This window comes from Clavibacter michiganensis (assembly GCF_002151125.1).
GTDB lineage: Bacteria > Actinomycetota > Actinomycetes > Actinomycetales > Microbacteriaceae > Clavibacter > Clavibacter michiganensis_C.
Map to the genome: position 1 here is coordinate 105,608 of NZ_MDJZ01000016.1, position 21,711 is coordinate 127,318.

22 protein-coding genes are annotated in these 21,711 nt (G+C 73.6%); 13 read left to right on the forward strand and 9 right to left on the reverse strand.

What is annotated here, in order from left to right:
- Positions 1-64 precede the first annotated feature (64 nt).
- Both BFL37_RS09890 and BFL37_RS09895 read right to left on the reverse strand, forming a co-directional pair.
- Positions 65-673: a YdcF family protein gene (locus BFL37_RS09890; RefSeq protein ID WP_086514956.1), complete on the reverse strand. Its 609-nt coding sequence runs from the start codon at positions 671-673 to the stop codon at positions 65-67.
- A gap of 61 nt (positions 674-734) precedes the next feature.
- Positions 735-986: a DUF4287 domain-containing protein gene (locus BFL37_RS09895; RefSeq protein WP_086514957.1), complete on the reverse strand. Its 252-nt coding sequence runs from the start codon at positions 984-986 to the stop codon at positions 735-737.
- 110 nt (positions 987-1,096) lie between these two features.
- On the opposite strand from BFL37_RS09895, the gene BFL37_RS09900 reads away from it, so the two are divergent.
- The 5 genes from BFL37_RS09900 to BFL37_RS09920 all read left to right on the forward strand — a co-directional run bounded on the left by BFL37_RS09900 (position 1,097) and on the right by BFL37_RS09920 (position 5,317).
- The gene (locus BFL37_RS09900) at positions 1,097-2,902 is read left to right on the forward strand and encodes a BCCT family transporter (RefSeq protein ID WP_086514958.1); all 1,806 of its coding nucleotides are present in this window, start codon (positions 1,097-1,099) and stop codon (positions 2,900-2,902) included.
- Positions 2,903-3,067: 165 nt separating this feature from the next.
- Positions 3,068-3,634, forward strand: a complete 567-nt coding sequence (locus tag BFL37_RS09905; protein ID WP_241533946.1) for a fluoride efflux transporter FluC — start codon at positions 3,068-3,070, stop codon at positions 3,632-3,634.
- A complete protein-coding gene (locus BFL37_RS09910) occupies positions 3,631-4,011 on the forward strand; it encodes a fluoride efflux transporter FluC (RefSeq protein ID WP_086514959.1) in 381 nt (126 codons plus the stop codon). The genes BFL37_RS09905 and BFL37_RS09910 overlap by 4 nt, the downstream gene beginning before the upstream one ends.
- Positions 4,012-4,066: 55 nt before the next feature.
- A complete protein-coding gene (locus BFL37_RS09915) occupies positions 4,067-4,678 on the forward strand; it encodes a class I SAM-dependent methyltransferase (protein ID WP_086514960.1) in 612 nt (203 codons plus the stop codon).
- A 48-nt stretch (positions 4,679-4,726) separates the two neighbouring features.
- Entirely contained in the window at positions 4,727-5,317 is a 591-nt protein-coding gene (locus BFL37_RS09920) for an NUDIX hydrolase (protein WP_086514961.1), read from the forward strand.
- An 84-nt stretch (positions 5,318-5,401) separates the two neighbouring features.
- Here the strand turns inward: BFL37_RS09920 and BFL37_RS09925 are convergent, their stop codons facing one another.
- The 4 genes from BFL37_RS09925 to BFL37_RS09940 form a co-directional block, all read right to left on the reverse strand.
- Positions 5,402-6,250, reverse strand: a complete 849-nt coding sequence (locus tag BFL37_RS09925; RefSeq protein WP_086514962.1) for a DUF4097 family beta strand repeat-containing protein — start codon at positions 6,248-6,250, stop codon at positions 5,402-5,404.
- A 55-nt stretch (positions 6,251-6,305) separates the two neighbouring features.
- On the reverse strand, positions 6,306-6,968 hold the full coding sequence (locus BFL37_RS09930) for a response regulator (RefSeq protein WP_086514963.1): 663 nt from the start codon (positions 6,966-6,968) through the stop codon (positions 6,306-6,308).
- Entirely contained in the window at positions 6,956-8,161 is a 1,206-nt protein-coding gene (locus tag BFL37_RS09935) for a sensor histidine kinase (RefSeq protein ID WP_086514964.1), read from the reverse strand. The genes BFL37_RS09930 and BFL37_RS09935 overlap by 13 nt, the downstream gene beginning before the upstream one ends.
- 90 nt (positions 8,162-8,251) lie before the next feature.
- Positions 8,252-8,695 carry a DoxX family protein gene (locus BFL37_RS09940; protein WP_086514965.1) on the reverse strand — a complete coding sequence of 148 codons (444 nt, stop codon included), beginning with the start codon at positions 8,693-8,695 and terminating at the stop codon, positions 8,252-8,254.
- An 83-nt stretch (positions 8,696-8,778) separates the two neighbouring features.
- On the opposite strand from BFL37_RS09940, the gene BFL37_RS09945 reads away from it, so the two are divergent.
- On the forward strand, positions 8,779-9,327 hold the full coding sequence (locus BFL37_RS09945; protein ID WP_086514966.1) for a TetR/AcrR family transcriptional regulator: 549 nt from the start codon (positions 8,779-8,781) through the stop codon (positions 9,325-9,327).
- A 135-nt stretch (positions 9,328-9,462) separates the two neighbouring features.
- Positions 9,463-11,133 carry an alpha-amylase family protein gene (locus BFL37_RS09950; RefSeq protein ID WP_086514967.1) on the forward strand — a complete coding sequence of 557 codons (1,671 nt, stop codon included), beginning with the start codon at positions 9,463-9,465 and terminating at the stop codon, positions 11,131-11,133.
- A gap of 66 nt (positions 11,134-11,199) precedes the next feature.
- Here the strand turns inward: BFL37_RS09950 and BFL37_RS09955 are convergent, their stop codons facing one another.
- From BFL37_RS09955 to BFL37_RS09965, 3 genes are all read right to left on the reverse strand, one after another.
- The gene (locus BFL37_RS09955; protein ID WP_086514968.1) at positions 11,200-12,111 is read right to left on the reverse strand and encodes a glycine betaine ABC transporter substrate-binding protein; all 912 of its coding nucleotides are present in this window, start codon (positions 12,109-12,111) and stop codon (positions 11,200-11,202) included.
- 64 nt (positions 12,112-12,175) lie between these two features.
- The gene (locus tag BFL37_RS09960; RefSeq protein WP_086514969.1) at positions 12,176-13,111 is read right to left on the reverse strand and encodes an ABC transporter permease; all 936 of its coding nucleotides are present in this window, start codon (positions 13,109-13,111) and stop codon (positions 12,176-12,178) included.
- Complete coding sequence (locus tag BFL37_RS09965; RefSeq protein ID WP_086514970.1) at positions 13,108-14,502, reverse strand: quaternary amine ABC transporter ATP-binding protein; 1,395 nt, start codon at positions 14,500-14,502, stop codon at positions 13,108-13,110. Before BFL37_RS09965 ends, BFL37_RS09960 begins: the two co-directional genes overlap by 4 nt.
- A gap of 591 nt (positions 14,503-15,093) precedes the next feature.
- Here BFL37_RS09965 and BFL37_RS09970 point away from each other — a divergent pair.
- The 6 genes from BFL37_RS09970 to BFL37_RS09995 all read left to right on the forward strand — a co-directional run bounded on the left by BFL37_RS09970 (position 15,094) and on the right by BFL37_RS09995 (position 21,632).
- Entirely contained in the window at positions 15,094-16,335 is a 1,242-nt protein-coding gene (locus tag BFL37_RS09970; RefSeq protein WP_086514971.1) for a sugar ABC transporter substrate-binding protein, read from the forward strand.
- The gene (locus BFL37_RS09975; RefSeq protein WP_086514972.1) at positions 16,335-17,327 is read left to right on the forward strand and encodes a carbohydrate ABC transporter permease; all 993 of its coding nucleotides are present in this window, start codon (positions 16,335-16,337) and stop codon (positions 17,325-17,327) included. Before BFL37_RS09970 ends, BFL37_RS09975 begins: the two co-directional genes overlap by 1 nt.
- On the forward strand, positions 17,320-18,201 hold the full coding sequence (locus BFL37_RS09980; RefSeq protein WP_086514973.1) for a carbohydrate ABC transporter permease: 882 nt from the start codon (positions 17,320-17,322) through the stop codon (positions 18,199-18,201). Before BFL37_RS09975 ends, BFL37_RS09980 begins: the two co-directional genes overlap by 8 nt.
- An 82-nt stretch (positions 18,202-18,283) precedes the next feature.
- Positions 18,284-19,054 (forward strand): ThuA domain-containing protein, encoded by a 771-nt coding sequence (locus tag BFL37_RS09985; RefSeq protein WP_086514974.1) that lies wholly within the window; start codon positions 18,284-18,286, stop codon positions 19,052-19,054.
- A complete protein-coding gene (locus tag BFL37_RS09990; protein WP_086514975.1) occupies positions 19,051-20,271 on the forward strand; it encodes a Gfo/Idh/MocA family protein in 1,221 nt (406 codons plus the stop codon). The genes BFL37_RS09985 and BFL37_RS09990 overlap by 4 nt, the downstream gene beginning before the upstream one ends.
- 20 nt (positions 20,272-20,291) lie before the next feature.
- A complete protein-coding gene (locus BFL37_RS09995) occupies positions 20,292-21,632 on the forward strand; it encodes an ROK family transcriptional regulator (RefSeq protein ID WP_172403789.1) in 1,341 nt (446 codons plus the stop codon).
- The last annotated feature ends 79 nt before the right edge of the window (positions 21,633-21,711 follow it).

The window sequence follows — 21,711 nt, forward strand, 5'->3', positions numbered from 1 at the left end:
GGGGCACCTCGGGATGGTCCGCGCGTCGGCGGGGCGGATCGGGTAGGGCGGCGGCGTCCCCGGCCTAGCCGGACCGCGCGCGCCTGAGGACCGCGACGACGATGGCGAGCGGCTTCATCCACGTCACCTCGCCGAACCGGTAGTCCTCGGCGCGCGCGAGCCGCGCGGCGAGGTCGGGTCGCGCGGCCCGCAGGTAGCCGCGGGCTTCCTCCGCGTGCACGGGATCGGAGACGATGCGGATCGTGTCCGCGTCCTCGATCAGCGGGATCGCGTTCGCGACGTTCTCGCGCGTGCTCCGGCTCGCCTCCTCGAGCACGACCCGACCCGCGTAGCCGAGCTCGCGGGCGTACCGGGCGAGGATCCGGGCCTCGGGCTCGTCGCCCATCACGGATCCGCCGCACAGCACGAGCGCGGTCGACGCGGCCCGCGGGTCCATCGAGCGGAGGGCCGCCCGGACGCGGTACCGGTTGATCCGGTTGGCGCGCGACCCGGCGTTGCCGAACCCGAGCACGACGACCGCCTCGCGGCCGACCCGCCCGTCGGCGCGACCGGGGGCGGCGCCGAGGCCGCGCGTGCTGGCGAGCCGGTGGATCCCCTCGCTCGCCAGCAGCACCGCGGCGACCGCGGCGAGGAGCGCGGCGGCCGGGGCGACGACGGTCCGGCGGGTGCGCATGGGCCCAGGCTACGGGCGGGGAGCGCGGGCGGCCGGGCCGCGTCGGCGACCGCTGCCCGGGTCAGGCGGAGCGCGCGGCCCGCACGTACGCGACGACCGCGTTGGCGTGGCCGTGCCCGAGGCCGTGCTCGGCCTTCAGCCAGGCGACCGCCTGCATGTGCGGCTCCACGTCGAGCCGGGCGTCGGCCAGGTCGATCCAGTGCTGCACCGGCCGCCCGTGCGCCTTCTCGATGCCCGGGAAGTAGGAGGCGGGCCCCTTCGCCCGCTGGCCCTCGGGCGGCGGGGGCGGGGCGACGATGCCGTGCGCGTTCATGCTGCGACGGTACCGGCGGAGCGGGGCGCGGACCAGGGGCGCGCGGCATCCGCGGGGCGCACGGGTGACCCCAGATGGTGCCCGAGTCGGTGAGCGGGCACCATGGACGCATGGCGATCACCACCCCCACCCCACCCGATGCCTCCTCGGAGCAGCCCGACCCCGTGGATCCGTCCGCCCCCGCCCCCGCAGCCGCCCACCGCGTGAAGCGCTGGGTCTTCTGGCCCTCGGCGGTGATCGTGCTCACGTTCGTGGCCTTCACGCTGATCGCGCCGGCCTCGGCGGAGTCCCTCTTCGTGACCCTGCAGAGCGGGATCGTCAACAACTTCAGCTGGTACTACGTGCTGGTCGCGGCGTTCTTCATCGGCTTCTCGATCTTCGTCGGCTTCAGCCGCTTCGGCAGCATCAAGCTGGGCAAGGACGACGACGAGCCCGAGTTCTCGACGGCCTCCTGGTTCTCGCTCCTCTTCGCCGCGGGCATGGGCATCGGCCTCGTCTTCTACGGCGTCTCCGAGCCGCTCAGCCACTTCGCGTCGCCGCGCCCCGGCGTCACGGGCACCGAGTCGGAGCTCGCGCAGCAGGCGATGGTGCAGACGTTCCTGCACTGGGGCCTGCACGCCTGGGCGATCTACGTGGTGCTCGGCCTCGCGCTCGCGTACGCGATCCACCGCCGCGGGCGTCCCGTCTCCATCCGCTGGGCGCTCGAGCCGCTCCTCGGCAAGCGCGTGCGCGGCGGCTGGGGCAACCTCATCGACGTGATCGCGCTCGTCGGCACGCTCTTCGGCGTCGCGACCTCGCTCGGCCTCGGCGTGATCCAGATCGGCGCCGGCCTCGAGAGCGCGGGCCTCGCCGAGAGCAGCACCGTGAGCCAGATCGCCATCATCGGCGTGATCACCGCCGTCACGATCGTCTCGCTCGTCACCGGCGTCACCAAGGGCATGAAGATCCTCTCGAACTTCAACCTGGCGCTCGCGGCGGCGCTGCTCCTGTTCGTGCTCATCGTCGGCCCGACCCAGTTCCTCCTGCGCGACTTCGTGCAGTCCATCGGCGCGTACCTCCAGAACGTCGTCGGCCTGTCCTTCAACGTCACGGCCCAGCAGGGCGCGGCGGGCGAGGCATGGCAGGGCTCGTGGACCACGTTCTACTGGGGCTGGTGGATGTCCTGGGCCCCGTTCGTGAGCATCTTCATCGCCCGCATCTCCAAGGGCCGCACCGTGCGGCAGTTCGTCTCCGGCGTGCTGCTCGTGCCGACGGCGCTGACCTTCCTGTGGTTCGCGGTGCTCGGCGGCGCGGCCATCCACCAGCAGACGGACGGCGCGGGCGGCCTCGTCGGCGCGGACGGCTCGGTCGACATCGAGGGATCCCTGTTCGCCCTCCTCGGCGGACTCCCCGCCGGCACGGTCCTCACCTTCGGCGCGATCCTCCTCATCGGGGTCTTCTTCGTCACGTCGTCCGACTCGGGCTCGCTGGTGATGGCGATGATCGCGTCCGGCGGCGACATCGAGCCGAAGAACTGGCTCCGGGTGTTCTTCGCGATCCTGGCCGCGCTGCTGGCGATCGCGCTGCTGCTCACCGGCGGGCTGGACGCGCTGAAGACCGCGGCGATCACGACGGCGCTGCCGTTCAGCGTGGTGCTGCTCCTCTCCTGCTGGTCGACGATGATCGCCTTCACCCGGGAGCGCCGCGCCTACGACAAGGCCGAGCGCGATCTGCTGCTCGACCGGATCGGCGTGCACTACGGGCTCGAGGTGGAGGCGCCGGCCGAGCGCGGACTCGTCGTGCCGTGGCGGGCGCTGAAGCGGCGCGTGCGCGGGACGACGGGCGCGGCGGCGGGGGCCCCGGGCGCCGCCGGTGCCGCGCCCGACTCCGTCGTCGCCCGGGACGACGACGGCGAGCGGACGCCGCCTCCGGCCTGACGCCGCCGCGCCGGCCGGTCGTGGTTCAATGGTCCCGCCTCCTCGCGGAGGGGCCTCCCGCGGGAGGCACGGCGGTGGGGCTCGCCGTACCCGAACCTCGACATCCTCGTCGACGACAGTCCCTGTCTCTTCGGCATCGCCATGCCATCCGAGATGGGAGACCCCATGACCGACGATCGACCGCCCCGCGACGGCCTGGCCCGCGACGGGTCGCCGTTCGACAGCGTGCCGTTCGACAGCGTGCCGCTCGAGGGCGCGCCGCTCGACAGCGACATCGAGGTGGACGACGACCCGGGCCGCCCGGTCCACCTCCGCTGGTCGTCGCTCGGCCTCGTCGCGCTCGGCGGCGCCGCGGGCACGGGGATCCGCGAGGCGCTCGCCCTCACCTGGCCCGCGCCCGCCGGCGGCCTCCCCGTGACGATCCTCGTGATCAACGTGGTCGGCGCCTTCGTGCTCGGCGCGCTGCTCGAGTCGCTCGCCCGCCGCGGGCCCGACGAGGGGCGGCGCCGCGCCATCCGCCTGCTCGTGGGCACGGGCGTGCTCGGCGGCTTCACCACCTACAGCTCGCTCGCGACCGACGCGGCGTCGCTCACCGGATCCGCGCTCGGCACGGCGGTAGCCTACGCGGGGATCACGCTGGTGGTCGGCGCCGCGTCGTCCGTCGCCGGGATCGCCGCGGGTGCCGCGATCCACCGCCGCATGGCTGGCCGCGCGACGGGGGCGGCGTCGTGACCGGGCCGCTCGTGTTCGCGCTGATCTGCGTGGCCGGCGGCGTCGGGGCGGCGCTGCGGCTGCTCCTCGACGGCGTCATCCGCGGCCGCCTCGGCGCGGCGTACCCGTGGGGCACGACCGTCATCAACGTCACCGGCTCGTTCGGCCTCGGCCTCCTCACCGGCGCGGCCGCGCAGGCGGGCCTCCCGCACGACCTCCTCCTCATCCTCGGCGGCGGCCTGATGGGCGGCTACACGACCTTCAGCACCGCGAGCCTCGAGACGGTGCGGCTCGCGCAGGCGGGCCGGATCGGCGCGGCGCTCGCGAACGGCGTCGGCATGCTCGTCGTCTGCATCGCGGCGGCGGGCCTCGGGATCGCGGTGGGCCAGGCGCTGTGACGGGCCTCGCGCCCGTGCGCGTGCCCGCATCCGCCGAGGATCCGGGACGCCGCGGGTGACGGGCCCGGTCGGAGACGCCTACGCCGCCCGCGCCGCCGAGTACGCGGAGCGCCTCGGCACCCTCGACGCGGTGCACACCTCGGATCTCGCGCTCGTCACGTCGTGGGCCGACGGGATCACGGGCCCGGTGCTCGATGCCGGCTGCGGACCCGGGCACTGGACAGCGCACCTCGCGTCGCGCGGGCACGATGTCCGCGGCGTGGACCTCGTGCCGGACTTCGTCGCGCACGCCCGCGCCGCGCATCCGGGCATCCCGTTCGAGTTCGGCGACCTGGAGGCGCTCGACGCTCCGGACGGCGCGCTCGGCGGCGCGCTCGCCTGGTACTCGCTCATCCACCACGCGCCCGACCGCATCGGCGTGCCGCTCGCCGAGCTGGCGCGCGCGATCCGGCCGGGCGGCGGCCTCCTGGTCGGGGCGTTCGCGGGCCTCGGCCAGGCCCCGGACGCCGAGCCCTTCGACCACGCCGTCACGCGCGCGTGGCGCTGGTCGCCGGATGCCCTCGCCGCCGCGATCGAGGCCGCCGGCTTCGCGGTGGACGAGGTGCACACGCGCCGCGGTCCCGGATCCCGGCCGCACCTCGCGATCACCGCCCGCCGCCTCGGCTGACCCGCCCCATCGGCTGACCCGACGCCCGCGCCGCCCTAGGCTCGCGGGGTGACGACCGCGGAACCGACCCCCGGCCCCGAGCCCGTCTGGGCCACCACCGACCGCCGCGACCTGCACCGCGGCCGCGTCGTCCTCGTCGAGCACGACGTGCTGCTGCCCGACGGATCCGGGTCGCGCTACGAGGTCGACGAGAGCGTGCCGTTCGCGGTCGCGACCCTCGTCATCGACGGCGACGCCGTGATCCTCTCGCGCCAGTACCGGCACCCGCTCGGGCGCTGGATCCTCGACCTCCCCGGCGGCGCGGGCGACGCCTCCGAGCAGCCCGCCGACGCCGCCCGCCGCGAGCTCGAGGAGGAGCTCGGTCTCGTGGCGCCGGAGATCCGCCCCCTGCGCACCTACGCCGTGAACCCCGGCCGCGCGTCCTGGCTCGTGCACGTCTTCGCCTGCACCGCCCCGACGACCGCGGGCACCGCCGACCGCTCCGACCCGTCCGAGCAGGTGCGCCTCGTCCGCATGCCCGTCGCGGAGCTCGACGCGCTCATCGCGGCGGGCGGGATCGAGGACCCGACCCTGCTCATCGCCCGCGCGGCCGCCGCCGAGCAGGGGCTGCTGCCGCCGGTGGGGCCGCCCCCGGGCTGACTCTTGGCCGGAGCCGCCGACGCGGCGACGCCGTGATCCCCGCCGAGGCGGAAGTCACGGCGCGGACGCCCGGACGTCGCCGCCTCAGCGCTGCGCGACCTCGATGTCACCCATCGTCGCCGAGAGCACGTACCGGCGCGGAGCGTCCGCATCGCTGCCGATCGCGTTCGACACCTGTCCCATCACCGTCTCGGTCGTGATGGCGTAGGAGCCGGCCGGCAGCCGGATCCGCTGCTCGCCCGCGGTCGTCTCCACGCGCATCGCGGTGGGCGCCGTGGCGAGGTCGAGCTCGGTGTCGCCCGCGGCGCTCGTCGTGCGGATCTCGCCGGTCACCTCGAGCGCGTCGGCCATGAGGTCGCCTGCGCCGCTCTCGACCGAGAGGTCCGCCACGCTCCCCGAGAGGCGGATCTCGCCCGCGCCGGCATCGAGGTCGACGTCGCCGAACGCGCCCGCGAGCACGATCCCGCCGGCGGCCGACGAGACGTGGACGGCCAGGTCGTCGCCGGTCGTCCCCGCGGGCACCTGCACCACGAGCTGGGCCCCGGGGGACGAGCCGAACGGCAGATCGAGGACGCCCCAGCCGGGGCTCCGCAGCTGCACCCGCAGCTCGCCGTCGCGCACGGAGTGGGTCTCGCTGAGGGCGGATCCGCCGGAGTTGAAGACGATGCGGGCGACGTCCACGTCCGCCTGCTCGATCCGCAGGTCGGCGGCGGACGCGTCGACCGACACGCGGTCGAAGGGCTCGGCCACGGTGCTGGTGCGCGAGCGGTCGTCGCGGTCGAGGCCGGCGACGACCTGCAGGGCGACGAGCGCGAGGAGCGCCACGAGGGCGATGGAGCCGACCGCGAGGAGCACGGTGCGGAGCGTCCGCGGGCGGCGGGGCGCGGGCGGGGCGGGCTGCGCGGGCGGACCCGCGGGGGCGATGGTGGTCATGACGGCCTTCTGTCGGAGGAGGGGCGGGAGGAGAGGGTGAGGAGGGAGCGGCGGATCAGCCGCGCGGGTCGGCGGCGCGCGCCAGGTACCGCAGCACGGCGAGCACGCGGCGGTTGCCGGTGCTCTCGACGGGGAGGTCGAGCTTCGTGAAGATCGCGGAGACGTGCTTCTCGACGGAGCCCTCGGAGACGTGCAGGGCGCCGGCGATCGCGCTGTTCGAGCGCCCCTCGGCCATCAGCTGGAGCACCTCGGCCTCGCGCGGCGACAGGGCGTCGACCCCGTCGGATCGCCGGGATCGGACGACGATCTGCGCCACGACCTCCGGGTCGAAGACCGTGCCGCCCGCCCCGACCTCGGCGACGGCGGCGAGGAACTCGTCCACCTCCGCGACGCGGTCCTTGAGGAGGTAGCCGAGCCCCGCGGAGTTCGCGGCGATGAGGTCGGAGGCGTAGCGCTCCTCCACGTACTGGGAGAGCACGAGCACGGCCGCGTGGCGGTCCTGGGCGCGGATGAGGACCGCGGCGCGGATCCCCTCGTCGGTGAAGGTCGGCGGCATGCGCACGTCCACGATGGCGAGGTCGGGGCGCTCCCGGTCGACGGCCGCGAGCAGCGCGGAGGCGTCGGCGACGGCGGCGACGATCTCGTGCCCCGCGTCGGTGAGGAGGCGCTCGAGGCCCGCCCGGAGGAGGACGGAGTCCTCGGCGATCACAATGCGCACGGGACCTCCACGGTCACGTCGGTCGGGCCGCCAGCGGGGCTCGAGGTGGTCAGGGTGCCGCCGGCGGCGCGCACCCGGTCGTGCATGCCGCCGAGTCCGCCGCCGGGGTTGCCGTCGCGGGTCGCCCCGCCGCGGCCGTCGTCGGAGACCACGGCGCGGATCCCGCCCGGCACCTCGTCGACGGACACCGCGCAGCGGGACGCGCCCGAGTGCTTGGCGACGTTGGTGAGGGCCTCGGCGACGGCGAAGTACAGCACCGCCTCCACCTCCGGGCGGGGGCGGGCGGAGAGGTCCACCCGGACGGTCGTGGGCACGGGGTTCCGGGAGGCGACGGCGGAGAGGGCGGCGTCGAGGCCGCGGTCGGTGAGCACGGCGGGGTGGATCCCGCGGGCCAGCTGCCGCAGCTCGGTGATGGAGTCCTTGGCGTCGCGGTGCGCCTGGTCGAGGAGCTCGCGGGCGGCGGCGGGATCGCTGTCCAGGCGCGAGCGGGCCATGCCGAGCGTCATCGCGAGCGCCACGAGCCGCGGCTGGACCCCGTCGTGCAGGTCCCGCTCGATCCGGAGCCGCTCGGTGGACGCGGCGTCCACCGCGCCCTGCCGCGCGTCGACGAGCGTGTCGACCCGGCTCTCGAGGGCCGCCGTGCGGCTCGTGCCGAGGAGGGCGGGGGCGACGGCGCGGTCCAGGGATCCGGCGCCCCACACGTAGAGGAGCAGCAGCGCCGCGACGGCGACGCCGGTGATCGTGCCGGCGAACGCGCCGCCGGGGACGCCTGCCACCTCGCCCGCGCCGACCGCGACCGCGAGCTGCGGCACCGCGAACAGGAGCGTGAGGAAGACGAGCCCGAGCACCGTGCTCAGGGCGTGGTGCAGCATCTGGCGCCACGTCACCGGGTCGACGAGGTCGAGGAGCGGCTGGGCCAGGTGGCGCCAGGCGCTCGTGACCCGCGTCCGTCGACGGACGGGGAGCGTGATCGCGATGTCGTGCACGGCGACGGCGCGCCCGCGCTCGACCACGCCGATGCCCCGGACCAGGACGGCGGTGGCGGCCAGGACGAGGAGTCCGAGGCCGCCGGCGGGGAGCGTGCCGACGCCCGTGGCGAGGAGCGTGACCAGGATCACGAACCAGGCGGAGCCCAGCACGGCGTCGAGGAGGAGGTCGACGGCGGAGGTCCAGATGGCGGTCACGATGTTCACGCTCTCACCGTATGGGTCTCGATTTCCCCAGGCGATGGAGGTGTCCTCCCGGCTCGGTGGGGGACAGCCCCCACCCGCGCCCCGGCCGCCTCAGCCGAGCACGACGACGGCGCAGGCCAGCAGGAACCCCGCCTGGATCGCGGCGCGCAGCGGGAGCGGGGTCGTCGGGGCGTCCGGGTGGCGGCAGCCGCGGGCCGCGCGCACGTTGGCCGGGAACACGGCGACGAGGAGGAGCGCCAGACCGATCGCGGCGGCCGTGCGGAGGGCGGGGATCAGGAGCCCGACCGCGCCCGCGATCTCGAGGACGCCCGTCGCCGTGACGACGAGCTCGGGCCGGGGCACCGCCGGGGGCACGATCGAGACGAGCCCGGAGCGACGCGGCTCCTGGAAGTGGGCGCCGGCTCCGAGCGCGAACGCGGCCGCGAGGCCCACCGCGACCGACGCCGGCCAGCCGTGGAGGTAGGGCAGGGGCACGGCGATCCCCACGAGCCGCGCCTCCAGGGCGACGACGATCAGGGCGGCGAACGGGATCATGGGGCTCCAGCATCTTGACGGCGACAAGATCGTGTCAGGATGCACCGGTCTTGTCAATGTCAACATGCGCGTAGCGTGATCGCATGGCCTACCACCACGGCGACCTCCGCTCCGCCCTGCTCCGCGAGGCCGCCGCGATCGTCGCCGCCGACGGCCCGGACGCGGTCACCCTCCGCGAGCTCGCGCGCCGCGCCGGCGTCTCGCACGCGGCGCCCGCGCACCACTTCCGCGACCGCCGCGGGCTCATGACCGCGCTCGCGACCGAGGGCTTCCGGCAGCTCGGCGACGCCCTCCGCGAGGCGCCCGACTTCCTCGCCGCCGCGGAGGCGTACGTGCGCTACGCGACCGGACCGGGGCGCGGCCACTACGCCGTGATGTTCGACCCCTCGCGCATCGACCCGGCGGATCCCGCCCTCGCCGCCGCGCGCGCCGCCACCGACGAGGTGCTGCTCGCGGGCGTCGCGACCGTCGAGCCGCGCACGCCCGACTCCCCGCTCGCCGCGTTCGCGCTCGTGCACGGGCTCGTGATGCTGCACGGATCCGGCGCGCTCGAGCGCAGCTACGCGGGCGAGGATCCGGTCGACCTCACGCGGCGCATCGCGCAGGTGCTGTTCTCCTTCCCGGAGGGCTGATCGGCGTGTCCGCGCCCGTCGCCCCGACCGATGCCCAGGCCGCGCCGGTAGCGTCGTCGAGGAGCCGCTGACCCGACACGGAGCCGACATGATCCACGCGACGCCCGCCCGCCCATCCACCCCGACGGCCGCCCGATGAGGGTCACCGACACCAGCGACCTGTGGTGGAAGACCGCCGTCTTCTACAACCTCAAGGTGGAGACGTACCTCGACTGGGACGACGACGGCGTCGGCGACCTCGAGGGCCTCGCCCACCGCCTCGACCACCTGGCCGAGCTCGGGGTCACGTGCCTGTGGCTCGCGCCGTTCTACCCGTCGCCGCAGCGCGACAACGGGTACGACATCTCCGACTACTACGGGGTGGATCCGCGCTACGGCCACCTCGGCGACTTCGTCGAGGTGATCCGCACCGCCAAGGACCGCGGCCTCCGCGTGATCGTCGACCTCGTCGTCAACCACACCAGCGACCAGCACCCGTGGTTCCAGGCCGCCCGCCGGGATCCCGAGAGCCGGTTCCGTCGCTTCTACCGGTGGAGCGACGAGGTGCCCGCCGACCAGCCGGCCAACATGTTCCCCGACGTGGAGGACGGCGTCTGGTCGTACGACGAGGTGGCCGGCCAGCACTACCGCCACTCCTTCTACTCCCACCAGCCCGACCTCGCCACCGACGACCCGGTGGTGCGGGAGGAGATCGCGAAGGTCATCGGCTTCTGGCTCGAGCTCGGCATCGACGGCTTCCGGGTGGACGCGGTGCCGCACCTCATCGCGACCGAGGACGGTGCCGAGCACGACTTCCTCCGGGCCCTCCGCGGCTACGTCTCGCGCCGCAGCGGAGGCGGCATGATGCTCGGCGAGGTCAACCTGCCGTACGACGAGATGGTGCCGTTCTTCGGCGCGGACGACGGCGACGAGCTCACCATGCAGTTCGACTTCGTCGCCAACCAGGCCCTGTACCTCGCGCTGGCCCGCCAGGACGCGACACCGCTGCGGGAGGCGCTCGCCGCCCGTCCGGCCATCGCCCGCGGCAACCAGTGGGGCAACTTCGTGCGCAACCACGACGAGCTGACCCTCGACCAGCTGACCCCGGACGAGCGCGACGAGGTGTTCCGGGCCTTCGCGCCGGAGGAGTCGCAGCGCATCCACGGCCGCGGCATCGTGCGGCGCCTGCCGCCCATGCTCGACGGCGACCCCCGCCGGATCCGCATGGTCTACAGCCTGATGTTCTCGCTGCCGGGCGCGCCCGTGCTCCTCTACGGCGAGGAGATCGGCATGGGCGAGAACCCGGCCGTGAAGGGCCGCGGCGCGGTGCGCACGCCCATGCAGTGGACGGACGAGCCCGGCGGCGGGTTCTCGCGCGCCGCCGCGGACGACCTCATCACGCCGCTCGCGGCGGAGGGCTGGGCGCCGCAGCACGTCAACGTGTCCCGCCAGCGCCACGAGCCGGGCTCCCTCCTCCGGTTCATGCAGGAGCTCATCCGCCACTACCGGTCGTCGCCCGAGATCGGCTGGGGCGAGCTGACCCTGCTGGACTCCGGCCACCCGTGCGTGCTCGCGCACGCGGTCACGAGCACGACGGGCGCGCTGGTCGCGGTGCACAACCTCGCGCCCGACGGCCGGATGCTCGACCTCGACCTCGACGCCCTGGGCCTCGGCGCCGACGGTCCGCTGCGCGCGGTCGACCTGCTCGGCGACGAGCCGTCGCCCATCGAGCTGGACGCCGCGGGCCCGCGCCTCGCCATCGAGATCGAGGGCTACGGGTACCGCTGGCTCCGGATCCTGAGGCCGGGGGAGAAGCGCCTGGTCTAGGACGCCCCGCGGACGACGACGCCCCGCCGGACCAGGTCCGTCGGGGCGTCGTCGTCGAGCGGTGGATCAGCTGGCGAGCGTGTCCACGTAGTCCTGGTTCTCGGCCATCCAGGCCTCGACGACCTCGGTGTAGTCGTCGCCCTCGACGCCGCTGTTGAACATGGCGTTCTCGAGCGAGGAGAGGGTGGCGGTGTCCATCTTGAAGGCCTTGAGGCGCTCGGCGAGGGCGGGGAAGTCCTCCGTGAAGCTCTTGCCGCCGAACGAGTGGATGCCCTCGGCGTCGCCCAGGGTGCCCTTCGGGTCGGCGAGGTCCTTGATGGGGAACGCGTCGTACGCCCAGTGCGGGCTCCACAGCGTGACGGCGATGTCCTCGCCGGCATCCGTGGCGCTCTTCAGCTCGGTGAGCATGGCCGCGGTGGACGAGGTCTGCAGCTCGAGGCCGGTGATCTCGTACTTCGGGATGGTCTGCTCCTGCACGGCAGTGGTGAGCCCGGCGCCGGACTCGATGCCGACGATCGTGCCGCCGAACAGGTCGGCGTTCTCCTGCAGCTGCTCGATGGAGTCGATGGGGGCGTCCTCGTTCACGGCGATCGCGAGCTTCGCGTCCTCGTTCCACGCGCCGAGGTCGGTGAGGTCGTCGCCGTACTCCTCGATGTAGTCGGCGTGCGTGGTCGGCAGCCAGGTGTCGAGCACGACGTCGAGGTCGTCCGTGGTGAGGCCGACGTAGCCGGGGGCCACGTCCACCATCTCGAGGTTCACGGTGTAGCCCTCGTCCTCGAGGATGCTCTTCCACAGCCAGGACGCGGCGATGCCCTCGTCCCAGCCGTTGAACACGGCCATGTCGACGACGCTGCTGTCGCCGTTCTCCAGCGTCTCGTCGGCCGCGGGGGAGCCGGACGTGGAGGGCGGGGAGCACGCGGCGAGGCCGAACAGGGCCGCGCCGAGGGTGATGGATGTCGCGAGCGTGCGCTTCTTCATGTGTTCCTTCCGAGAACGTGGGTGCGGTGTGGTGCGGGTGGGAGGGGGAGCGGACGCGCGGGCGTCACGCGGAGGCGGTCGCGGGCTCCGGGCGGCGGTGCGCCTCGGGGTCGGCGGCGTCCCGGTCGGGGGCCGGGGCGACGCGCGCCGCGGGTCGACGGCGACGGCTCCTGCGGTCCTCGCCGAGGGCCGCGGTCATGCGGTCGAGGATGATCGCGAGGATCACCACGGAGACGCCTGCCTCGGCGCCCAGCGCGACGTCGATGCGGCCGAGGCTCGCGATGACGTCCTCTCCGAGGCCGCCGGCGCCGACGAGGCCGGCGATCACGACCATGGAGAGCGACAGCATGATGACCTGGTTGATGCCGGCCATGATGCTGGGCTTCGCGAGCGGGAGCTGGATCTGCCGCAGGATGCGCCACGGCGAGGAGCCGAACGCCTGGCCTGCCTCGACCACCTCGGTGTCGACGCCGCGGATCCCGAGCTCGGTGAGACGCACGCCGGGCGCCATCGCGAACACGATGGTCGCGACGATCCCGGGCACGACGCCCAGGCGGAACAGCAGCAGCGCGGGGATCAGGTAGACGAACGCGGGCGTCGTCTGCATGAAGTCGAGGATCGGCCGGATGATGCGGGACGCCACGTCGGACTTCGCCGCCAGCACCCCGATCGGGATGCTGATGACGATCGCGATCGCGCTGGCGACCAGCACGAGCGCCAGCGTCGCCATCGCGTTCTCCCACTGGTCGAGCGTGCCGATGAAGAGCAGGCCGATCGCGGTGCCGACGGCGAGCTTCCAGCCGCGGGCGAGGAACGCGAGCCCGGCGATCACGATGATGATCGCCCAGAACGGCGGAGCGGCCAGCGCGTAGGCCACCCACTCGTAGAAGAACGTGAACAGGACGCGGAGCGCGTCGAAGAGGCCGCGGAAGTTCGTGGTGAGGACGTCGACGCCGTCGGAGACCCAGTCGCCGAACGGGATGCGGAGGAGGTCGTTCATCGGAGGGTCCCCTCGTGGCGTGCGTCGGCGTGGTCCGGCGAGCCGGCCTCGGGCGATCCGGGTCCGGATCCGACGACGGGGTTCTCGCCCGTCGCCAGCGTCTCGTCGAGCTCGGTGTCGGAGATCCGCGTGACGGGCTCGAGCACGGGGATCGGGGAGGTCGACGTGTCGACGTTCCCGAGCGCGGCGAGCAGCGTGACCCGGGGAATCACCCCGAGCAGCCGGTCGTGCCCGTCCACCACCGCGATGGGCAGCGGGCTCTCGACCGCGAGCTCGAAGAGGTCCACGAGGGACGCGTCCGGCCCGACCTTCGCGAACGCCGTGCTGACGATGCGCTCCAGGTCGGTGTCGTTCGCCTTCACCTGGCGCATCACGTGGCTGTCGCGCACCCAGCCGAGCAGCTTGCGGTCGCGGCCGAGCACGAACAGGGCGGCGGTCTGCAGGTCGCGGAGCACGCGCAGCGCGCCGCGCGGGCCGACCGTGAGCGGCACGACGGCGCGCGCCGGCTCCATCACGCTCGCGGCGGTGAGCACGCGGGCGCGGTCGACGTCCTGCACGAACTGGGCGACGTAGTCGTTCGCCGGGTCGGTGAGGATCTCCTCGGGCGTGCCGATCTGCACGATGCGGCCGTCGCGCATCACGGCGATGCGGTCGCCGAGGAACATCGCCTCGTTGAGGTCGTGCGTGATGAAGACGATGGTCTTGCCGAGGCTGGCCTGCAGCTCGAGCAGCTGCTCCTGCATCTCGCGGCGGATGAGCGGGTCGAGCGCGCTGAACGCCTCGTCCATGAGCAGGATCTCGGTGTCCGCGGCGAGCGCGCGGGCGATGCCGACGCGCTGCTGCATCCCGCCGGACAGCTCGGACGGCATCTTGTCCGCCCAGCCGTCGAGGCCCACGAGGCCGATGACCTCGCGCGCCTTCTCGAGCCGCCGGGCGCGGCCGACGCCCTGCACCTCGAGCCCGTAGGCGACGTTGTCGATGACGGTGCGGTGCGGCAGGAGCGCGAAGTGCTGGAAGACCATGGAGACGTGCGAACGCCGCACCTGGCGGAGCCGGGTCGCGGGCACGTCGGTGATGGTCTCGCCGGAGACCTCGACGGTGCCGGCGGTGGGCTCCCACAGGCCGTTGAGCATGCGGATGAGGGTCGACTTGCCGGATCCCGACAGGCCCATCACGACGAAGATCTCGCCGGGCTGCACGTCGAACGACGCGTCGATGACGGCCGCCGTGCCGAGGTGGGCGGTCTCCTCGCGGCTGGCGCCCGCGGCGAGGCGACGGGCGGCGTCGGCTCCGCGGCGGCCGAAGACCTTGTAGAGGCCGCGCGCGCGGACGGCGGGGACGGGGGTGTCGGCGGTGTCGGCGGCGGTGGGGCGATCTGTGGTGACGGTCATGGGTTCTCCATGCGGTCGTCGGCCGGCTCCGGGCACGGGGGCACGGTGGTTCAGGAGCGGGGCGGACGTCGGCGCGTTCGGTCGACGGACGGGTCGGAGGGGGTGCGGGGCCGGCCGGGACTCGAGGCCGGGCGTGAGCGCCGGATCCCGAGACCACCGGGCGTCCTCCGCGGGCCGGACCACGGGGTCCGCGCCCACTCCTCCGGACCGTACGACGACCGCGTGCCGATGGTGATCGGCGGCCGGTCGGCGCGTCCTGGATGATGACGGGCCCGTTCGTCCGGGCCGTATCGAAGGTAGCCCGGGGCCCGCGGGGGGACTAATCGCCCGCCCCCGCCCAGGGCCCCGATCGCGGCGTCCGCGGCGCCCGATCGCCGCAGGCGCGGGGATCGCGTCGTGTCCCGATCGTTATGCGCGGTCTCCGGCCGGTGCCGGTCCGGATCCCGGTTAACCGCTTTACAGGGACCCGGTCCCGGTGTTAGCGTCGCCGCCATCGGGTTCGCGACGGCGCCTCCCGGATGCGCGCGATGCGAGCGGATCGGAGGTCGTCGGGACCCGGACCGACCGCCACCTCAAGGAAGAGACCACGCGATGTCCCCTCGATCCACCGCCCGCCGCCGCCGACTCATCGGCGCCGCCGCCTTCGCGGCCACCGTCCCCCTCGTGCTCGCCGGCTGCTCCGGCGGCGGGGGAGGCGGATCCTCCTCGGGCGGCAGCCCGTCGGAGATCACCGTCACCGACTACTACAACGAGGGCAACGACGACACCGTCATCGGCGACACGCTCACGAAGTGCGGCGAGTCCCTCGGCGTCACCATCGAGCGCACCTCGATCCCGGGCTCGAGCCTCATCCAGAAGGTGCTGCAGCAGGCGTCGTCGCGGACGCTGCCCGACGTGCTCATGCTCGACAACCCCGACCTGCAGCAGATCGCCGCGACCGGCGCGCTCGCCCCGCTCGAGGACTTCGGCATCTCGACCGACGGCTACGCGCAGGGCGTCGTCGACGCCGGCACCTACGAGGGCAAGACGTACGGCCTGGCGCCCACCGTGAACACGATCGCGCTCTTCTACAACAAGGCGATGCTGGCCGACGCCGGGATCCAGCCCCCCACCACGTGGGACGAGCTGAAGACCGCGGCCGCGGCGCTCAAGGACGGCGACCGCTACGGCATCGCGATGGACGCCAACGCCACCTACGAGGGCACCTGGCAGTTCCTGCCCTTCATGTGGTCGAACGGCGGCGACGAGAAGGACATCGCCACGCCCGAGACCGCGGAGGCGCTGCAGCTCTGGACCGACCTCGTCAAGGACGGCTCGGCCTCGCAGAGCGTCGTGAACTGGACCCAGTCCGACGTCAACGACCAGTTCATGGCCGGCAAGACGGCGATGATGATCAACGGCCCGTGGCAGATCCCCGCGCTCACCGAGTCGGGCGTCGACTACGGCATCGCGAAGATCCCCGCGCCCACCGCGGGCGGCACCGCCGTCGCCCCGCTCGGCGGCGAGGTCTGGACCGTCCCGCAGACCGGCGACGAGGAGAAGCAGGCGACGGCCGCGAAGGTCGTCGAGTGCCTCAACTCGGACGAGAACCAGCTGGAGATGGCCACCAAGCGCTTCACGATCCCGTCGAAGACCGCCGTCGCCACCGAGTTCGGCCAGCAGGTACCCGAGGAGCAGGTGTTCGTCGACCTCGTCGCCGACGCCCGCGCCCGCACCGGCGAGCTCGGCGAGGACTGGCCGAAGGCCGCCACGAAGATCTACACGGCCGTGCAGTCGGCGCTGACCGGTCAGTCCTCCCCGGAGGACGCGCTGAAGAACGCCGAGCAGGGCTGATGGCGACGACCGCCGTCCCGACCCGTCCGGCCGCGCAGGCGGCGGGACGCGGCCGGGGTGCCGGTGCCGCGGCGGATGATGCGCCGCGGCCCGTGCGCCGCCGTCCCCGCTGGAGGTGGGAGCGCTTCTTCCAGGCGATGTTCCTGGTGCCGGCGGTCGTCTACCTCGTGCTCTTCTTCGGCTTCCCCGTCGTGAAGAACATCGTCATGAGCTTCCAGGAGTACACGACGACCACGTTCTACACGGGCGAGGCGCCGTGGGTCGGGTTCGCGAACTACGCGTCGGTGCTCTCGTCGGGGATCTTCTCGACGGCGCTCCTCAACACGTTCCTGTTCACGATCGGGTCGATCCTCGGCCAGTTCGTCATCGGGCTCGTGCTCGCGCTGTTCTTCCGGCGGAGCTTCCCGCTCAACGGGCTGCTGCGGGCGCTGCTGCTGTTGCCGTGGCTCCTGCCGCTCATCGTCTCGAGCGCGGTGTGGAAGTGGATCCTCGACCAGGACTCGGGCGTGCTCAACCAGTTCCTGCTGGGCGCAGGTCTCGTGCAGGACCCGGTGCCGTGGCTCACGAGCCCGGCGTTCGCGCTCATCACGGTGATCGCCGTGAACGTGTGGATCGGGATCCCGTTCAACACGACCATCCTCTACGGCGGCCTGCAGGACATCCCGCCGGAGCTGTACGAGGCCGGATCCCTCGACGGGGCCACCGGCTGGCGGGGCTTCCGCCACATCACCTGGCCGCTGCTCCGACCGGTGGTCGGCGTGGTGCTCGTGCTCGGGGTCGTCTACACGATCAAGGTGCTCGACATCATCCTCGGCCTCACGAACGGCGGGCCCGCGAACTCGACGCAGACGATCGCGACGCAGTCGTACACGCTCTCGTTCCAGCAGTTCGACTTCGGGTCGGGCGCCGCCCTCAGCAACATCCTCATCGCCATCTCGGCGGTGTTCGCGGTGGTCTACCTCCGCGCGAACAGGAAGGCCGTCGATGAGTGACACCGCCGAGCGCCTCGTGCCCGTCCCCGCTCCCGCCCGCCGCGTGCCGTCCGGGTCCCGCCGACCGCGGGCCGACCGCAGCTGGATCGGCACGGTCGTCGGGATCGCGCTCCTCGCCGTGATGCTGTTCCCCGTCTACTGGATGGTCAACATCTCGCTGCAGCCCGCCGGCCCCGCCATCGAGGCCGCGTGGTTCCCGTTCGAGGCGCAGTTCGACGGGTACGCGACCGCGCTCGGCGAGCAGGGGCAGGCGCTCGGCACGAGCCTCGTGATCGCGCTCGGCAGCGTGGTGCTCAGCCTGGCCATCGCGACCCCGGCCGCGTACGCGCTGGCGCAGTTCAAGTTCAGGTGGATCAACGTGGTGCTGTTCGGGATCCTCATCTCTCAGATGATTCCCGGCATCGTCGTCGCGAACGCGCTCTACGCCGCGTACAACGACCTGGGGCTGCTCAACTCCATCCCGGGCCTCATCCTCGCGGACTCCACGGCCGGCATCCCGTTCGCGATCCTCATCATGCGGGCGTTCATGGCGGGGATCCCGCCGTCGATCATCGAGGCGGCGAAGGTGGACGGCGCCGGGAACTTCCGGGCGTTCCGCTCGATCGTGCTGCCCGTGAGCCTCAACGCCGTGATCACCGCCGGGCTCTTCACGTTCCTCTTCACCTGGAGCGACTTCCTGTTCGCGCTGACGCTCACGACCACCGACGACGTGCGCCCCATCACCCTCGGGATCTACCAGTACATCGGGACGTACACCGCCGACTGGAGCACGGTGATGGCGACGGCGGTGCTCGCGTCGCTGCCGGCGATCGTGCTGCTGCTCGCGGCGCAGCGCTTCATCGCGGCGGGCGCGACGGGCGGCGCCGTCAAGTGATCCGGCTGCCGCACGCGCGCGCGCCCGACGCGGCCCGCGCCCCCTCCGACCCTCCGCACGACCCCTCCGAGAGAGAGACACCATGACCGACACCACCTCCCCGCTCCGCGTCACCGTCTGGGGCGAGAACCGCCACGAGCAGATCGAGCAGCACGTCCGCGACCGCTACCCGACCGGGATGCACGGCGCCGTCGCCGAGGGCGTGCAGGAGAACCTGCCCGAGGCGCACGTCGAGATCGCGACCATGGACCAGCCCGAGCACGGCCTCACCGAGGAGCTGCTCGCCCGCACGGACGTGCTCACCTGGTGGGGCCACGCGGCCCACGCCGAGGTGGACGACGAGATCGTGGAGCGCGTGCACCGGCACGTGCTCGACGGGATGGGCCTCATCGTGCTGCACTCCGGGCACTGGTCGAAGATCTTCACGAAGCTGATGGGCACCACGTGCACGCTCCGCTGGCGCAGTGAGCACGACCGCGAGCTGGTGTGGACCGTGAACCCGCAGCACCCCATCACCCGCGGCGTGCCGAACCCGATCGTCATCGACGAGCAGGAGATGTACGGCGAGTACTTCGACGTGCCCACGCCCGACGAGCTCGTCTTCATCTCGGGCTTCACGGGCGGCGAGGTGTTCCGCAGCGGCATGACCTACCGCCGCGGCTTCGGCCGGATCTTCTTCTTCTCGCCCGGCGACCAGGACTTCCCCGTGTACCACCACCGGGACGTCCGCCGCGTGATCGCGAACGCGTGCGAGTGGGCCCGACCCGACCGCCGCGAGACGCCGACGCTGCTGCGCTACGAGTCCGGCGAGTTCTTCCAGGGGGCCGACTACGCCGGGGCGCTCGAGCGATGACGTCCGTCGAGGAGCGCACGGGGGCCGCCCACCGGATCGTCGCGCCCGCCGACGGCGCGCCGCTCCGGGTGGTGCAGGTCGGCGCGGGCGGCATGGGGAAGGCGTGGCTGAGGACCATCGCGGAGGATCCCGACGTCGAGCTCGTGGGCGTCGTCGACCTCGACGAGGAGGCGGCCCGGGCGGGCGCGTCCGCGCACGGGGCGTCGGCCGAGGCGTCCACCGACCTCGGCGAGCTGATCGCGCGCGTGCGGCCCGATGCCGTCATCGACGTCACCATCCCGCGCGCGCACCACCCCGTCACCACGCAGGCGCTGTTCGCGGGGATCCCCGTGCTCGGCGAGAAGCCGGTCGCGCTCACGGTCGCGGAGGGGCTGTCGCTCGCGGCGGCCGCCGAGATCACGGGCGAGCTGTTCATGGTCAGCCAGTCGCGCCGCTACAACGACCACCTCGTCGCCCTGAAGCGTCGGGCGGCGGACCTCGGCGGCGTCGGCATCGTCACCACCGAGTTCTTCAAGGCCCCGCACTTCGGCGGGTTCCGCGAGGAGATGGACGACGTGCTGCTGCTCGACATGGCGGTGCACCAGTTCGACGCCGTCAGGTACCTGCTCGACGCGGATCCGGTGGGCGTCTACTGCGAGTCGTACAACCCCGACTGGAGCTGGTACCGCGGTGACGCGGCCGCCACCGCGGTCTTCGCCTTCGAGGGCGGGGTGCGCTACGTCTACACGGGCAGCTGGTGCAGCCCGGGCGCGGAGACGTCGTGGAACGGATCCTGGCGGGTCAGCGGCGCGCACGGCACCGCGCTCTGGGACGGCGACCACGAGCCGACGAGCGAGATCCCGGACGCGCCCGACGGGCCGCCGGCGGATCCCGCGCCGGAGGAGTCGGTGGGCGTCGAGATCGCCGGGTCGCTCCGCGCGTTCGTGCGCGCGCTGCGGACCGGTGAGCGGCCGCACGGCGAGGTGCACGGCAACGTGATGAGCCTCGCGATGGTGGAGGCCGCGATCGAGTCGAAGGACACGGGCCGGCGGCTGATGATCGACGACGTCCTCGAGCGCGCGTACGCGACCGCGCTCGCCGACGAGCGGCGCGACGACGTGCGCGCGCGGCTCGAGGAGTGGCGCGAGCGGGGCGTGAGGGAGGCGCTCCAGGGTCCGCCGGCATCCGGGGACCGCCCGGGCATCGCGGCCGTCGCCCGCCCGGCCGCCGCCGGGTAGCCTCGTCGGGTGGGGATCCAGTGACCGGGCACGAGACGGGCGACGCCGAGCGCGCGCCCCTCGCGCCGGTCGCGGACCCCACCCGCGCCGTGCCGCTCGCGCCGGATCCGCGCTCCCGCGAGATCCCGCCCGCCGGCGACGCCCGCTCCCGCGGCACCACGCCCGACCACGTCCGCCGCTCCAACCTCGCGACCGTGCTGCAGATCGTGCACGAGACCGGCCCCGCGTCCCGCTCCGAGCTGACCCGCGAGACGGGCCTCAACCGCTCCACCATCGCCGCGCTCGTGGGCGAGCTGCAGGAGCTCGGGCTCGTCGTGGAGTCCGAGCCGCCCGGCACCAACCGCGTCGGCCGGCCGAGCCCCATCGTCTCGGCGGATCCGCGCGTCGTGGTCTTCGCGGTGAACCCCGAGATCGACGCCGTCACCGTCGGGCTCGTGGGTCTTGACGGCGTGGTGCAGCAGCGGATCCGCCGCGACACCGAGGGGGTGCCCACCGCCGCGCAGGCCGCGCGGCTCGCCGCCGCGATCATCGACGGGATCCGCGCCGACCTCCGCGCCACCCGGCCCGACGCGCGCGTGCTCGGCATCGGCGTGGCCGTCCCCGGACTCGTGCGCTTCGACGGCGGCCTCGTGCGCCTCGCGCCGCACCTCGGCTGGGTCGACGAGCCGTTCGCCGCGCTCCTCGCGGAGGCCACCGGGCTGCCCGCGCTCGCCGCCAACGACGCGAGCCTCGCCGCCGTCGCGGAGGGGCGGTTCGGATCCGGCCGCGACGTCGACGACCTCGTCTACCTCAACGGCGGCGCGTCGGGCGTCGGCGGCGGCGTGCTCATCGGCCGGCGCCCGTTCGGCGGCGCGGAGGGCTACGGCGGCGAGCTCGGCCACACGCTCGTCGACTCCGGCGGCGAGCTCTGCCACTGCGGCGCCGTCGGCTGCCTGGAGACGACCGTCGGGCAGGACGCGCTGCTCGCGGTCACGGGCCTGCCGCGCGCCCGCGCCGACGAGCTCGGCGACGTGCTCGCGGCGGCGCTCGAGGCGGGCGACGCGGACATCACACGCGAGGTCGAGCGGCAGATCGACAACCTGGCCGTCGCGCTGCGCAACGTCGTCAACATCTTCAACCCGTCGCTCGTGGTGCTCGGCGGATTCCTCGGGTCGCTGCACGCGGCGGATCCCGACCGGATCCTCGCCCGCGCCACCGCCCAGGCGCTCCCGGGCGCCCGCGAGGCGCTGCGCATCCGCCGCGCGGCGCTCGGTCCCGACCGGCTCATGATCGGCGCGGCCGAGCTGGCCTTCGCGCGCGTGCTCGTGGATCCCTCGGGCGTCGCCCGCGAGGCCGCCGCCGCGGAGCGGACCTCCGCCTGAGCGACCTGCCGGGGCTGCTGGGCGCCTTCGCGGGCTGACCGCACCCGGTGCCCCGAGATGGGGCGCGCGCCGCGGCGCC

Bases quoted from the DNA above. Each gene is read 5' to 3' on its own strand.
- BFL37_RS09890 (WP_086514956.1), bottom strand. From the start codon at position 673: ATGCGCACCCGCCGGACCGTCGTCGCCCCGGCCGCCGCGCTCCTCGCC.
- BFL37_RS09895 (WP_086514957.1), bottom strand. From the start codon at position 986: ATGAACGCGCACGGCATCGTCGCCCCGCCCCCGCCGCCCGAGGGCCAG.
- BFL37_RS09900 (WP_086514958.1), top strand. From the start codon at position 1,097: ATGGCGATCACCACCCCCACCCCACCCGATGCCTCCTCGGAGCAGCCC.
- BFL37_RS09905 (WP_241533946.1), top strand. From the start codon at position 3,068: ATGACCGACGATCGACCGCCCCGCGACGGCCTGGCCCGCGACGGGTCG.
- BFL37_RS09925 (WP_086514962.1), bottom strand. From the start codon at position 6,250: ATGACCACCATCGCCCCCGCGGGTCCGCCCGCGCAGCCCGCCCCGCCC.
- BFL37_RS09940 (WP_086514965.1), bottom strand. From the start codon at position 8,695: ATGATCCCGTTCGCCGCCCTGATCGTCGTCGCCCTGGAGGCGCGGCTC.
- BFL37_RS09945 (WP_086514966.1), top strand. From the start codon at position 8,779: ATGGCCTACCACCACGGCGACCTCCGCTCCGCCCTGCTCCGCGAGGCC.
- BFL37_RS09950 (WP_086514967.1), top strand. From the start codon at position 9,463: ATGAGGGTCACCGACACCAGCGACCTGTGGTGGAAGACCGCCGTCTTC.
- BFL37_RS09955 (WP_086514968.1), bottom strand. From the start codon at position 12,111: ATGAAGAAGCGCACGCTCGCGACATCCATCACCCTCGGCGCGGCCCTG.
- BFL37_RS09960 (WP_086514969.1), bottom strand. From the start codon at position 13,111: ATGAACGACCTCCTCCGCATCCCGTTCGGCGACTGGGTCTCCGACGGC.
- BFL37_RS09965 (WP_086514970.1), bottom strand. From the start codon at position 14,502: ATGACCGTCACCACAGATCGCCCCACCGCCGCCGACACCGCCGACACC.
- BFL37_RS09970 (WP_086514971.1), top strand. From the start codon at position 15,094: ATGTCCCCTCGATCCACCGCCCGCCGCCGCCGACTCATCGGCGCCGCC.
- BFL37_RS09975 (WP_086514972.1), top strand. From the start codon at position 16,335: ATGGCGACGACCGCCGTCCCGACCCGTCCGGCCGCGCAGGCGGCGGGA.
- BFL37_RS09980 (WP_086514973.1), top strand. From the start codon at position 17,320: ATGAGTGACACCGCCGAGCGCCTCGTGCCCGTCCCCGCTCCCGCCCGC.
- BFL37_RS09985 (WP_086514974.1), top strand. From the start codon at position 18,284: ATGACCGACACCACCTCCCCGCTCCGCGTCACCGTCTGGGGCGAGAAC.
- BFL37_RS09990 (WP_086514975.1), top strand. From the start codon at position 19,051: ATGACGTCCGTCGAGGAGCGCACGGGGGCCGCCCACCGGATCGTCGCG.